4 protein-coding genes are annotated in these 15,250 nt (G+C 48.9%); 1 reads left to right on the forward strand and 3 read right to left on the reverse strand.

What is annotated here, in order from left to right; translation table 11 throughout:
- Nucleotides 1–441: 441 nt before the first annotated feature.
- On the reverse strand, nucleotides 442–675 hold the full coding sequence (locus NDI44_RS13640; protein WP_190410327.1) for a hypothetical protein: 234 nt from the start codon (nucleotides 673–675) through the stop codon (nucleotides 442–444).
- Between NDI44_RS13640 and NDI44_RS13645 the strand changes: the two genes are divergently transcribed.
- Nucleotides 674–8,158 carry an AAA family ATPase gene (locus tag NDI44_RS13645; RefSeq protein WP_190410328.1) on the forward strand — a complete coding sequence of 2,495 codons (7,485 nt, stop codon included), beginning with the start codon at nucleotides 674–676 and terminating at the stop codon, nucleotides 8,156–8,158. The two genes, NDI44_RS13640 and NDI44_RS13645, sit on opposite strands and share 2 nt — an antisense overlap.
- Here the strand turns inward: NDI44_RS13645 and NDI44_RS13650 are convergent, their stop codons facing one another.
- Nucleotides 8,159–8,449 (reverse strand): DUF4242 domain-containing protein, encoded by a 291-nt coding sequence (locus NDI44_RS13650; protein ID WP_190410329.1) that lies wholly within the window; start codon nucleotides 8,447–8,449, stop codon nucleotides 8,159–8,161. It abuts the gene before it with no gap.
- 79 nt (nucleotides 8,450–8,528) lie between these two features.
- Entirely contained in the window at nucleotides 8,529–14,993 is a 6,465-nt protein-coding gene (locus NDI44_RS13655; protein WP_190410330.1) for an AAA family ATPase, read from the reverse strand.
- Between the last annotated feature and the right edge of the window lie 257 nt (nucleotides 14,994–15,250).

Consider the following 15,250-nt stretch of genomic DNA (forward strand, 5'->3'; position numbering starts at 1 on the left):
ATCGCTTTTTCGGGTATTCTCTGAATCCAAGACTTTACTTTTACTGATTCCGTTGTTGCTGTGGTGCAACTGTTACTAAGAGGGTAGTCCAGTTGTACTTTCTTCCCCAAGCCATCATAGAGTTGAGCGATCGCATAAGCACCACCAATATCAGAAGACTCTCTAGGAGGTAGGGTAAACCTACGGAATGGAGGGTCTTATCGTTATCTCCTCGTGGTTGTCTAAATGGGGATGGCTGTTATTGTGCATTCTGTAGCTCAGAACTAGGAAAATCTCTCGTAGTCAGTATTAGAGATCCCTTAAGCTTGTCGCAGATAGCGTCAGGAGGCTGGTCTTGTCAAGAGAGCCGAAATGATGACTAAATACTTACAGGAGAATGGTCAGTAGTTTGTCAGCTTTCAAGCATCGAATTTTTCAATTTTTTATGCCATCTTGGGGTAATTACAGATGAGCTAACCGATAGGTCGGCGCTAGGCTAACGCCTCGCTTCGCTGTTTTCATGCCCAAAGGGCTGTACGCGATCGCAGCAGGATTCCATCTGCATATTGCCAAGCCTGGAGAATCGGAAAAACTGGTTGAAGCGATTGCTACTCTAGTTAAATCTAGCAGATGAGTCTGAAGCACCATTGGCCTCTGACTATTCTGACGAAGCACGGCTATAGGATCTGTTGACATGACCTTGAAGTTACCCGGATTTACGATTGTCACTTTGCTCAAAGAAGGGATAAAAGCCGTCCTATACCGTGGAATCAGAGTCGAAGATCGGCGTCCGGTGATTATTAAAGGGCTACGTCCAGAGTGCTGTACGCCCAACAATATTGAGCAACTCAGACATGAGTATGCGATCGCCCAACGGTTGAACACCCCCGGAGCAGTTAAAGCCTACGCCTTAGAGGTGCATTGGGGCATTCCTTATCTGATTTTGGAGGATTTTGGCGGGCGATCGCTCGATCGGCTTCTAGAAGACTTTCGGGAGCCGATTCCGTTTTTAAAAATTGCCATTCAAATCAGCAATGCGATCGCCCAAATTCACAGCCATAGCATTGTCCATAAAAATATTAAGCCGCAGAACATTCTCATTAATCTGGAAACGCATCAGGTCAAAATCGCTGACTTCGGGATCGCTGCTTTTATCCCCTACGAACAGCAAATGGTCAGCAGTTCCAGCCAGATTGCAGGCAGTTTGGCTTATCTGTCGCCAGAGCAAACTGGGCGAATGAATCGCGGGATTGACCATCGCAGCGATTTATATTCCTTGGGAGTCACCTTCTATGAAATGCTGACCCGTCAGCTACCGTTTCAGGGCAAAGACCCTTTAGAGTGGGTGCATTGTCATATTGCCCAATCGCCGCCACCACTCACAAAGGTAAGACCGGAGATTGGGCGATCGCTATCTGACATCATCATGAAACTGCTCTCAAAGGTTGCAGAAGATCGCTACCAGAGTGCTTTGGGTTTGCAGTTCGATCTGGAACGATGCCTAAAACAGTTGGAGACAATTGGACAAATTCAATCTTTCCCTTTAGGCGAACAAGATATCTCAGAGCGGTTTCAAATTCCCCAAAAATTGTATGGGCGAGAGCGAGAAATTGCACAGCTTTTACAAGCATTTGAGCGAGTTGTTAGCCAAGGTACGCCAGAACTTATATTCGTCGCTGGATATGCTGGGATTGGTAAATCTTCTCTCGTGAACGAGATCCAAAAACCCATCGTAAGAGAACGTGGGATTTTTATCTCTGGTAAGTTCGATCAGTACAAACGAGATATTCCTTATTCCACCCTTGTTCAAGCTTTTCAGACGCTCGTTCGGCAAATTTTGACGGAACCTGAAGATAAACTTGCCACTTGGAGAAAGCGAATCCAAGCCGCATTCGGGAATAATGGCAGACTGATTACCGATGTGATTCCAGAAGTTGAACTCATCGTCGGCGAACAACCTCCTGTACCAGACTTGGGACCCGCTGAATCCCAAAATCGATTCAATCTGGTGTTTCAAAACTTTATCAGTATCTTTGCTCAAAAAGAGCATCCACTGGCTGTCTTTTTGGATGATATGCAGTGGGCAGACAGCGCCACTCTGAATTTGATTCAAACTATCACCACGGGGTCGAACCTCCAGCATCTTTGCTTTATTCTGGCTTTTCGAGATAATGAAGTCGATTTGCTCCATCCCTTCAGTTTGATGATGGAGCAGATTCGTCAAGGTGGGGCAAAAATAACCGAAATTTTTCTCACTCCTCTCAACCTTGCTTATGTGAATCAGCTCATTGCTGAAACCCTACATTGTGAGCCGGGACGGTCAGAATCTCTTGCAAAATTAATCGTCCAGAAAACCGATGGCAATCCTTTTTTTGTCAACGAGTTTCTCAAAACGCTGTACCAAGAAAATCTGCTGACGTTCGATCGCAACCATCGTGTCTGGCAATGGGATCAAGCCCAAATTGAAGCCCAAGGCATTACGGATAATATTGTCAATCTGATGATTGGGCGGATGCAAAAACTGCCGCCCGAAACTCAACAGTTGCTCAAGTTAGCTTCCTGTATCGGGAATCGTTTTGATTTAGAAGTTTTAGCAATCGTCGGTGAAATATCTCTTCAGCAAACAGCCAACACACTTTTGGAAGCGGTTCTGAGAGGATTCATCATCCCAACAGAGGCAACTGAAAGCATTGAGAAAAGCTATCGCTTTTACCACGATCGCATTCAACAAGCTGCCTATGCCTTGATCGATGATGAACAAAAGCAAGCGGTTCACCTCACGATTGGGCGACTTTTACTTAAAAGTTTCAATTCTGCTCAACTGGAAGAACAGATTTTTGATTTAGTGAATCAACTTAATCTAGCTGTTGGTTTGATTACTGAGCGGACAGAAAAAGACGAATTAATTCGCCTAAATCTAATTGCTGCTAAGAAGGCAAAAGCCTCCACTGCGTACACACCTGCGAAAAGAATGCTTGCTGTCGCTGCAAATCTTTTAAATGAAGATTCTTGGTTTGACCATTATGAACAAACATTTACTCTAGTTAAAGAACGAGCGGAATGCGAATTTTTAACGGGTAATTTAGAGGAGGCGGAAGATCTATTTAAGCTTCTATTTATCAAAGCCGAATCTTATATAGACAAAGCGAATATTTATATACTTCAGCTCAGACTTTATCAAGTTGCAGGGAGGTATGAGGAGGCGCTAGCACTCGGATTAGAAGCTTTAAAAATTTTTGGGGTGACTTTCCCGGATTCAGAGGAGCAAGTGCAGGTTGCGATCGCTATCGAAAAAAGCCAGGTATTGGCAAATTTAGGTGACAGACAAGTCTCCGATCTACTCAACGCCCCAACGCTCCAAGATCCAAATCTTAAGACACTCATCGGTCTGCTGACAACTGTAGGGCCGCCTGCTTATCTCGGCAGACCAAGTATTTTTCCGCTAGTTGTACTCAAAGCAGTCAATTATTCCCTGAAGTATGGTAATACGGAAGATTCCTGTTTTGCTTATAGTATGTATGCGATGTTGTTGGTTTCTATATTCCGTGATATTCCGACAGGCTACGCATTTTCCGAGATGACGATTCAACTAAATGAGAAGTTGAATGACCCGAAACTCAGAGGAACAGTTCTGCACATTCATGGCAGTCATATCAACGTTTGGCGGAACCATATTTCTACCGATATTCCATTTTTAGAGCGAGGCTTTATCGGTTGTGTGGAAGCAGGTGATGTGACGATGGCTAACTACAACGGCTATCAAGGCTCTTGGCAGATTATTCAGGTAGGAAGTCCACTTCCCGAAACGTATAATTTAATTCAAAAGTACGTTAACTTTGCCCAGCAATCTAAGCATGAGGCTGCCTATCAGACGATTAGATTGCAGCAGCAGTTTCTCCTAAATTTACGCGGACTCACCTACCAAAAGCTGACCCTAAGTGATGATAGTTTCGATGAATCGCACGCCTTTTCCATCCTTACGGATGCAGGCTTCGTCAGTGGAATTATCTTTTATCACATCATCAAATTAATTTTGTTTTTCACCTACGAACAGTATGAGGAGGCGCTGAATTCTGCCTTACAAGTGTCCGTGTTTCCAGTTACAACCCTGGCATTACCAATCGAAACCGATTATGTTCTGTATCACTCGCTGACCTTGGCGGCTCTTTATCCAGCTGCATCTTGTGAAGATCGGGAAGGGTTTTTAGAAACCTTGGAAATGCATCAGCGACAATTACAGGATTGGGCGAGCCACTGCCCCGCTAACTTCTTACATAAGTCTCAATTAGTGGCGGCGGAGATAGCTCGAATTGAGGGTCGGTACATGGAAGCAATGCGCCTGTATGAGCAATCAATTCGCTGTGCCCGCGAGCAGAAATTTGTGCATTATGAAGCCTTGGCGTATGAGTTAGCAGCTAAGTTTTACTTAGATCGGGAGTTTGAAGCGATCGCTAAAACCTATCTGCAAGAAGCCAGGAATGCCTATCGGCGCTGGGAGGCGCTCGGCAAGGTCAAGCAGCTTGAGCAGCTCTATCCGACCTTATTGCCGCAACCGTTGCCGCAACAGCCCCCTGCCTCCAACGAAACGTTTTTAAGCACGGGGGAGCAACTTGACTTTCTATCGGTTGTTAAGGCGTCTCAAACTATTTCTAGCGAAATTGTCTTCTCTCGACTTTTGAAGACATTGATGCAGATTGCGCTTGAGCAAGCAGGAGCCGAACTGGGTTATTTGCTGCTTTTTCACGAGCAGAATCTAGTGATAGAAGTCGAAGCGAAAATAAATTCCCAAGCAGAAAAACTTAATGTTTTTCGACCTGAATTGGCGGGTGAAATTGCATTGCCTCAGTCAGTGCTGAATTATGTGCAGCGAACTCAATCAACTGTGATTTTGCCCGATGCCACAGAGCAGAATCTATTTTCGGAAGACGAGTATGTGATTCAAAAGCAACCGAAGTCTGTACTTTGCTTACCAATCGCCCGTCAGTCAAACTTGCTGGGAATTTTATATTTAGAAAACAACTTTATCCCAGGCGCTTTTACACACGACAAGCTTTCCGTGCTGGAAATTTTAGCAGCTCAAATTGCCATTTCCCTGGAGAATGCTCGTCTCTATCAAGGGTTAGCACAAAGTCAAGAACAACTTAACCTAGCGTTGAAATCTGCTCAAATCGGTGTTTGGAGTTGGGATATTCTCAACGATCGGTTTGACTGGGATGAGCAGATTTATCAACTATTTGGAGTCACCCCCGAAACGTTTGTTGCCACCTCAGAAGCAGTGTTGGCTCGCCTGTATCCAGAGGATCGGGAATCGCTCGCTCAATCTTTGAACCGAGCGGTTAACGAAGGAGTGGAACACGATCTCGAATATCGCATTATTCAGGATGACGGCAGCATTCGCTACGCTGCTTGCCGGGGAAGAGCCTTTTTCAACGAAGCAGGCACAGCGACTCGCATGAGTGGTGTTGTAATTGACATCACAGAGCGCAAACAAACTGAAGAATCTCTGCTGATTTCTAAGGCTGCTTTGGAGCAAATGCCCGATGCTGTTGTGTTAACCGATCTGGAGGGAAATATTCAACGTTGGCTGGGCAACGCGGAACAGATTTTCGGCTATACGGCGTCCGAAGCGATCGCTAAACCCCTGAGTTTCTTACATCACCCTGACATTGCAGCAACGATGACCGCCCAAATGATCCAGTCTATTCAGGAAACAGGAGGATTTTGTGGTGAAGTTCCCTGTGTGAGAAAAGATGGGTTGAAAGTGTTGATTGAAACAACATCAAAGCTTGTTTACGACAAGGCTGGCAAGCCGCTCTTTTTTGTGGGCATCAACAAAGATATTAGCGATCGCAAACAGGCTGAAGCGGAACGTGCCCAACTGTACGCAGAGCAAACCGCCCGCCAGGAAGCAGAAGCCGACCGACAGCGAGCCGCGTTTTTGGCTCAAGTCAGTGCCACCCTCGCCTCTTCCCTCGATTACGAAAGCACGCTCTCCAGCGTGGCAAACCTAGTTGTGCCCTACTTCGCCGACTGGTGCGGCGTTGACTTCCTGCAAGACAACCAATCAATTAATCGGGTCGCCGTTGCCCACCGAGATCCGGAGAAAGTAAAACTCGGCTGGGAACTCCATCAGCGTTATCCCAGACCATTGGAAGCACCGGAAGGTGTGCCGAAGGTGTTGCGTACTGGGCAAACAGAAATGGTGGCGGAAATTTCCGATGCAACCTTGGCAGAAGCGGTCAAAGATACCGAACATCTGCGAATTCTGCGCGAACTGGGTTTAAAGTCCTGTATTATCTCGCCGTTGATGGCACGGGGACGGATTCTCGGTGCCATTACATTTGTCACGGCTGAATCCGCTCGTTGTTTTAGCACCGCCGATATCTTATTGGCGGAAGATATTGCTCATCGGGCAGCGATCGCTATCGATAATGCCCGCCTCTATCGGGAAGCGCAGCAGGCGCAACAGACGGCGGAGCGGGCAGCAGAGCGAATTGCCCGTCTCCAGTCCATTACCGCTGCCCTTTCAGAATCGCTCACACCCACCCAAGTGTCTGAAGTCATCGTCGAACAGGGCATGGCTGCCTTGGGTGCCAACTATGCTCTAGTGGCATTGCTCAATGAAAGGGGTACTGAACTGGAAATTGTGCGGGCGGTTGGCTATGAAGTGAATCAAATCGATGGCTGGCAACGTTTTTCCATCGACACAGCAGTCCCTCTAGCAGAGGCGGTACGGACTGGGCAACCTGTTTGGGGTGAAACGTCACAAAAACGAGCTGCTCGTTACCCTCACCTGGCTGAAGCCTATAGTCAATTTAACTTTGGGACGTGGGTTTCGATTCCGCTGATGGTAGAGGGTCGGGCAGTTGGAGGGTTGTCTTTGGGCTTTACTGAGCCACAAGAACTTAACGAGGATGACCAAGCTTTTATCTTGGCGCTTGCCCAACAATGCGCCCAAGCAATCGCTCGTTCCCATCTCTACGAAGCAGAACGAACCGCGCGAAGTGCGGCGGAAGCGGCAAACCGCGTCAAAGATGAATTCTTAGCCGTTCTCTCTCACGAACTGAGAACGCCGCTTAATCCGATTCTGGGTTGGGCAAAACTCCTGCGTAGCCGCAAGTTCGATCCGGCAACCAGCGATCGCGCCTTAGAAACTATTGAGCGCAACGCTAAGTTACAAACCCAATTAATTGAAGATTTGCTTGATGTCTCCCGCATCCTGCAAGGGAAGCTGAGCCTCAACGTCTACCCGGTTGACTTGGTATCGACGATTGAAGCCGCAATCGAGACGGTGCGTTTAGCAGCCGAAGCCAAATCTATCCAGATTCAGACTATCCTCGAACCGGGCGTCGGGCAGGTTTCCGGCGATGCCAATCGATTGCAGCAAGTCGTTTGGAATCTCCTTGCCAATGCGGTTAAGTTTACTCCGGCTGGGGGACAGGTCGCGATCGCCTTAGAGCAGGTCGAAGCGCAGGCTCAAATCCGCGTAACTGACACAGGCAAGGGGATTGCACCTGAGTTCTTACCCTATGTCTTTGACTATTTCCGTCAGGAAGATGGTACCACCACCCGAACCTTTGGGGGATTGGGTTTAGGGCTGGCAATCGTCCGCCATCTCGTAGAACTTCACGGCGGCACTGTAAGTGTATCAAGTCCGGGTGAAGGACAAGGTGCAACTTTCCTAATTAAGCTTCCCTGTTTGCAGAATGATAGAGAAAGGCAGTCGGATGAAAAAGACAACTTCTCAGTTCTGACTTTTGACTCCTTACCTTTGTCTGGCTTACAAATTCTCGTGGTGGATGATGATGCAGATATGCGAGAGTTTTTGTGCTTCCTGTTGGAGCAATATGGTGCAACTGTGACCTCCGTAGCCTCAGCCGTTGCAGCGCTGACAACACTAAGCCAATCCCAGCCAAATGTCATCATCAGCGATATTGGAATGCCAGAAATCAATGGCTATATGTTGATGCGACAGGTGAGGAGTCTGAAACCAGACCAAGGAGGAAACATTCCAGCGATCGCGCTGACTGCCTATGCTGCCGAGATGGATTACCAACAAGCGATCGCCGCAGGATTTCAACAGCACATTTCTAAGCCTGTGGAACCAGAGGCATTGGTGAAGGCGATCGCATCATTACTGTTTCTTCAACCTGAAAGTGAGACTACAAAGGTTTTTTGATTAAGAGCAATTAGACAGGGTTGATACATTTGATCCAACAGATGGTTCCAAAATATCAACTGTCCAGATCCGGGCGAAGGGTAAGCCAGCTTTCCGAAAAGACTTCCGGACAGTCTCAGCATCAGGTGCCTCAAATTCGCAAATTACTTTAGCGCGATCGCGTGCCATCATTGAGCGAATCCAATGAACATTGTGTGCCCGGTGACAAGGTATTCCGATCTCAAGATCGTGGTTCCACTTCTGTTCGGTGATCGGTGGCTCAAATATCTTTTCTACAAGGACACGAACCATATTTTCCTCCTGATTGATTGAGCAATTTAGGTTTTTAAATACAGGACTTACGCACTGAAAACTTGAAGCCTAGATTCCCCTAACCCCCCGATAAATTGGGAGGAACTGGAAAAGTCTCCTTTTTTAAGGGGGACGCAAGGGGGATCTCTGCGTTAGTCCTCAGATCCTGCGGTAAGCGATTGATGGCAGTTTGGGCACGAACGCTCAAGACGCGAGGGTCAATTTGGTGCTGTAAGCTTTGAAATAGCTCTGCTGCACGCTTATGTTCGCCTAAAGCTAACTTTCCCCGAATGAGTGCAGCCCAAGCTAGGGCAATTTCACTGGGATGATCTACAATTTGCGCGGCATGAAGTGCTTCTTGAGCGCGGGCGATCGCTAATTCAACGCGACCCCTTTCCAAATCCCTTGCCGCTGCAAAGCTCAGGATATAAGCTAGCATTCGGTTCGCATCGATCCGACGCAGGGTGGATAATGCTGGCTCAAGTGCTTCTTCAGCGCCCATTTCTCCGATAACATAACGGGCGAGCGAACTCAGGGCAACGGCGAATGGGCCTTCGCTGCCTTCACCACTAATTTTTGTGGCAACTGCTGCCAGTTCTTCGGAGTAAGCGATCGCCATCGTCGGATTGCCCGCTTCCAACTCGGTCATTGCCAGATAAGTCAAACAAGCAGACTCTCGCCAGCGATCCTGTTCCGCCTGCGCCATTCGCCATGCTTGTTCCAAAAGAGAACGCGCCGCCGGGAAATCCGCTGCATGACGGCGCACGCATCCCAGACCACAGGGAATATCGATAATTTCAAGTCCCACTCTCGCGGCAAGCGGCTGTGCTTCTAGCAACAGCGCCTCAGCACGGGGCATCTCGCGTTCGGTTTCGGCGAGGCACCAACCGCTGTGAGCTAGCATTCGGGCGGTGGTCGCCGGACTTGCCAATCGTCCTCGTTTCACTGCTTGGAGGGAGTGTTCGCGGACGCCCATGAGATTTCCGCGATCGTAGTTCAGCACGATTAAGGCTTCTAGAGCGATCGCTTCTTCATCCTTCAAACCAAGGGCGCTGGCTTCGGCAATCAGTTGATGCAGGTTATTTTCGAGTTGGGGAATTTGATTTCTGGTAACTCCTGCCAGAACGTAGACTTTTAGCAGCCCGATGTGAAGTCGAACCCGTAAAGTCTTTTCAAGGTTCCGGCAATGCTGAATTCCCCGTTGAGCCAGTTCCGATGCTTCTGAGTAGGCGAACTGGCGCAAGCAACGTTCGGCAGCTGCCTGGAAAGCTGAGGCGGCTAAGGAATCATGACCGCCCAATGATGCATGATGCGCGACATCGCTGGCTAGGGCGTTGTCAGGAACCGAGAGACGATTCAAAGCCTGGGCAATCTGCAAATGCACTAATTTACGGCGGGGTTCTGACAACTGGTGATAAGCGACTTTCCGCACAACATCATGAGCAAAGTCATAGCCAGTTTCGTTATTTAATAAAGCTCCTGGACGGATAATCCCCTGCCGCTCCAGTTCTTCCACGGCTAAAAGTAATTTAGAGAGCGGATAGTCGGCAACCCGTGCCACGATTGTCGGATTGAAACTTCGTCCCAATGCAGCTGCCCAAGGTAAAAGTTCTCGCGCCGGTTCGTCGAGTTGCCGCAATCGGTCTTGAATCAAGGCTTCCAGATTGTCGGAGTAAGCCGTGTCATGTTGGGCTAGGGCACGAGCCACTTCTAGAGCGAATAGGGGATTCCCGCCACTATCTACAAAGACGCGGTTTCCATCCACATCGGTATTAATCGAGCGAGTCAGCTGAACCACTTGCGCTTGATTTAATAGTGGCAGTGAGATGGTTTGCACCCGCTCCTCCCGCCGCAGCGCTTGCACCAGCTTACACACAGGCACATTATCTGATAACTCGCGTTGACGAGCAGAGAGGGCAAACCGAACGGAGGAATGACCCAGCAGGCGGATTGCATAATGCAGGAGTGCCGTAGATGCCTCGTCCAGCCACTGAATATCATCTAGGATAATGACGGTTCGTTTGCCATTACTCGAAAGTTGGGACAGTAGGTTCACCACCGCATCAAATAGCTGAGAGCGATCGCCCGGATCTCTTCTTCCCTCCACTTCTGGAAACAGGGAACTCAGTTCTGCTGGCAATTGCGATCCTGAATCACGAGCGATCGCCCGCAGTGCATCAATCCAAACTCCATAAGGTCGCAGCATTTCCGCCTCAAACCCGCGTCCCCAGAGTACGCGACCGTTGCTCGTGACAACGGAAGCAAGTTCTTCCAGCAGGCGCGTCTTCCCAATTCCCGATTCGCCAACCAGTAAAAGGATTTCTGAAACGACCATCCGGGTATCGGATGCCATCCAATTACAGATTGTCGCCCATTCCCGCTCTCGCCCGATTAGGGGAGCCAAGAATCGGGGCTGATTCTCTCCTTGGCTCCCCTTTTCCACTGCTCCCAGCGCCTTCAAAGCAGCCTTTTGGGCTTCTGTTAATCCGGTCACTCCGGTGATGTTCATTCCCTCATAAGGTCGATCCGCCCTTAAGGTTTTTACACACTCACCCGTCTGCACATCCCAAAGCTTAATCGTTTCATCCTGGCTGCCACTCGCGACCCTGCGGCTATCCTGGCTGAAGATAACTGACCAGACTAAATTGGTGTGTCCCTGCAAGGTATGAAGACAAGAACCGTTTTGGACATCCCAAAGCTTTACTGTCTGGTCGCTACTGGCACTAGCAAGGATTTGACCATCTGGACTAAAGGCAACTGACCACACTCGGCTGGTATGTCCTGCCAAGGTGCGTCGGCACTCTCCTGTCCGCACGTCCCATAACTTAATACTGTGGTCGCCACTTCCACTCGCTAAGGTTTGACCATCTGGGCTAAAGACAACTGACCAAACCCAATTGGTATGTCCCTGCAATGTCTGAGCGCATTGTCCCGTCTGGACATCCCAAAGCTTCACTGTTTGGTCGTAACTGCCACTCGACAGAGTCTGACCATCCGGACTGAAAGCGATCGCGCAAACCCAACTGGTGTGTCCCTGCAAGGTGCGTTGGCATTGTCCCGTCTGCACGTCCCACAGCTTCACCGTCTGGTCATCGCTGCCACTGGCAAGGGTTCGACCATCGGGGCTGAAGGCAACCGACCAGATCCCGCAAGTATGCTCTTGTAAGGTTTGGCGACAAAGTCCCGTTTCAAGATCCCAAAGCTTCACCATTTGGTCGCCACTCCCACTGGCGAGAGTGCGACCGTCTGGGCTAAAGGCAACAGCCGAGACTGAACTGGTGTGACTTTGCAAGGTTTGAACGCATTTCCCCGTACCGAGATCCCACAATTTAACGGTGCGATCGTCGTTCCCACTTGCCAAAATGCGACCATCCGGACTTAATGCCAGCGATCGCACTCGGTTCGCATAACCCTGTAAGGTTCTGCGACATTGACCCGTGAGAGCGTGCCACAGCTTCACAGTATGGTCGCCACTACCGCTTGCCAGGATTTCTCCATCCGGGCTAAATGCCACCGCTCGCACCCAATTTAGGTGTCCCCATAATGTTTGGTAGCATTCCCCAGTCCGAACTCGCCACAGCTTCACGCTGCGGTCTTCGCTGCCACTCGCTACCGTTTGACCATCCGGGCTGAAAGAAAGCGATCGCACCCAGTTTCCATGCCCTTTGAGAGTTCGGCTGCATTCACCCGTCTTAAAATTCCAAAGTTTAATGGTGCGATCGCTACTACTGCTGGCTAAGGTTTGACCATCCGGGCTAAAGGCGACCGACCAAACTCGCTCGGCGTGTCCTTGCAGGGTTTGGTAGCATTGACTGGTTTTGAGATCCCACAGTTTAATCGTCCGATCGTCGCTGCCAGTCGCTAAGGTTTTTCCGTCAGGACTGAACGCTACCGATCGCACCCAATTTTCGTGACCCTGAAGCGTTTTACAGCACTGTCCTGACTTGACATCCCACAACTTGACCGTTCGATCCTCACTCCCACTGGCTAAGGTTTGACCATCCGGGCTAAAGGCGACCGACCAGACCTGATGGGCGTGTTCTTGCAAAGTCTGGAGGCATTGCCCTGTCTTGAGATCCCACAGTTTAATCGTTTTATCATCGCTACCACTCGCCAGGATATTCCCTTGAGGACTAAAAGCGACCGACCAAACCCAATTGGTATGTCCTTGGCAGGTCAGTAAATTTTTCCCATCTGCTACTCTCCACACCCGCACCTCGCGGTTAGTATCCCCAGTCGCTAGAAGTTGTCCGTCGGGGCTAAAAGCAACGGCGAGGGCGAAGCTCAAGGGTTCTGTAAACACAGCTTTGGACAGGTCGGCATCAGCAAGATTGACCTGATGTAAATTCACTTCTCGTAAATCAGCCTGCCAGAGGGTGAGATGGGAGAAGTCATAACCTGTTAAGTCTTTTTGCAATTGAACGAGCAGATTGAGGATATTGCCACCTGCATATCCGGGTTGTCTCGACCATTCATTTCGTAGCTTTGAAAGCAGTTGAGTCAAATGACGCTCAACGTTGTATTGCCCGTGCAGTCGGGTCATTAAAGTGTTTAAAACGGTTTTAACAATTTGTTGAATCTGAATCTCTCGGATATAGTCTTTGCCCTGAGGCTTGAGCAAGGCGTGGCTGTGCAGGATGGAAATCAGGGGTCTCTGGTTTTCTGCTAACAATTCCCCATTTCCGACTTCTAAATGTTGAATTTCTTCACAGACTTGGGCAATCAATCGCTCAGTGATGTACTCCATCACCACAGGTTGCTGGGTATAGCTGCCTGACTGCTTTTCGATCAGCGATCGCCAACTGAGAGAACCCAATGCTTCCAGTAGGTCTGCACGAGAAACGGTGGGAACGATATCCTCTGCCAATTCCGAGAAGGTTGTCCATTCTCGATTAATGGCAAGCCAAAACATAATTGTTTTTTCTAGGGGAGAGCATCGCTGACACTGCTGGTCTAGTAGTCTGTGAATCCCATTAAAAATCGTGGTATTTTGAGCGAGAAAATCTTGGATCTTGCCATCAAAAACATCTTGAATGGAAGTGGCAACAATCTTCAATGCCAAAGGATTACAGCCGTAGAACTGACACAAATGCTGTTGCTGTGCTTCAGTTCCTATCAATCCTTTTGCTTGAATGAGTGCTTGCGCTGCCTCTGGCGAGCCGCTCAGTTGCAAGGTTCGCACAGGTAAAGCTGAATTCCCATCAACTACACCTTCTAAGATGCCCACCTCAGCAGGCTTCTCCCGACTGGTCAGCACCAGGCAACTTTGATGAGCGGTTTCTGCGATCGCTCGCAGCAGTTCCCCATAGCCTTCATATCCCGGACGATACTGCCCCGGACAACTGACCTGAAAAAGGGTTTCTGCATTGTCTAGAACGATTAGGCAGCGAGAATTTCGCAGCCAATATATCAGTCGTTCAAGCTCACCGCCCGTCTCTTGTTGTTCCGATAGAAAAGAGATCGAGTCGTGCAAAAGAGTTTCTAGGGTGGGAGCATTTCGTAGCGATCGCCAAATCACAAAATCAAATTCTCCCTGGATTTCCTGCGCTAGTTTGGCGGACAAGGCAGTTTTCCCAATTCCACCCATGCCTAATAAGACAACTAGGCGACAGCGATACTGTACAATCCACTGCTTGAGCGAGTTTAGCTCCTCTGTCCTTCCGTAAAATAGGCTTACATCGATGATTTCGCCCCAATCGCAACGAGGTTGCCTGTCGTTTTGAGGGGGTGTATTTAATTCAGAATTTGTATTGAGTAATTCAAAGCTTTTTTCTCGACTGCTTATCCCTTCAGAATCTTCATTCAGCAGGCGATCGTAGAGGTCGCGGGTAATCGGACTAGGATCGATTCCTAACTCTTCTCGTAAAAGCGTCATGCAGCGGTGGTAGATTCGCAAGGCACTCGCGCGATCGCCATTAAGCGCGTGCAGTTGCATCAAGTCACCATAAGTTGCTTCGTTGAGCGAGTCAACTTCTAACAACTGCTGGGCATAGCGCATCGCCGTCCGGATATCCCGTTGCTCCTTTAACAGGCGAACCAACCATTCCAATCCTTGGATAAAAATTTGTCGCAGTCGTTCCTGTTCCGGAAAAATCCATTCGTCGTAACAGTTGGGCAGTAAATCCCCCTGATAGAGGGCTACCGCCTGTTCTAACAAGGTTCGGACGGTTTTCCGGTCAGCCGCTCGTTCTGCCTCCTCCGCTTGAGCTACTGTCCGCTCAAACTCTGCAACATCTAACGTAAAAGGTGCATCTGAGCGCCACTGTAGCGTTTTTGTATCTACTTCAATGAATCGATCCGCGTCCGGCAAAACCCGCCGTAAGTGGTGCAGTTCTCTTCTTAGGTTCGTTCGGGCTTGCTCGTCTGTTGAGTCAGCCCAAAACAGGGAAGCCAGCCGCTGACGAGGCTGAGGCGTGCCCCTGTGCAGCACCAGATATGCCAGCAACGATTGCGATCGCTCCCCGCTCACGTCTGTCACCGGCTTTTCGTCATAAGTTAGGCGAAAGCCACCTAGCAATACGATCTCTAAAGTAGGCAGCATCATATTTTTACTCTGCCCGTCCATTTGGTACTCAGTCTATAACTTTTCGCAGTTTACTGACAGCTGCTTGCGATCGCGGTTAATACTCATCAACTTATAACTGCTCTTTGTCAGTATTGTTAGAAATAAATTATTAAATTCCGAGAAAAAGCCGTTTGGGGCAGTCTGGTCTTAAACCTCAACTTTCCAGTAAGTAAGGGTTGCTATTTTTATAAAAATATTTTCCCGCCCCCTTCATTGATTATTGTTGCCATATCCTC

The sequence above is a fragment of the Trichocoleus sp. DQ-A3 genome (genome assembly GCF_039961975.1).
Taxonomy (GTDB): domain Bacteria; phylum Cyanobacteriota; class Cyanobacteriia; order Cyanobacteriales; family FACHB-T130; genus FACHB-T130.

Coding starts and splice junctions, on each gene's coding strand:
- NDI44_RS13645 (WP_190410328.1), top strand. CDS start 674: ATGACCTTGAAGTTACCCGGATTTACGATTGTCACTTTGCTCAAAGAA.
- NDI44_RS13640 (WP_190410327.1), bottom strand. CDS start 675: ATGTCAACAGATCCTATAGCCGTGCTTCGTCAGAATAGTCAGAGGCCA.
- NDI44_RS13650 (WP_190410329.1), bottom strand. CDS start 8,449: ATGGTTCGTGTCCTTGTAGAAAAGATATTTGAGCCACCGATCACCGAA.
- NDI44_RS13655 (WP_190410330.1), bottom strand. CDS start 14,993: ATGATGCTGCCTACTTTAGAGATCGTATTGCTAGGTGGCTTTCGCCTA.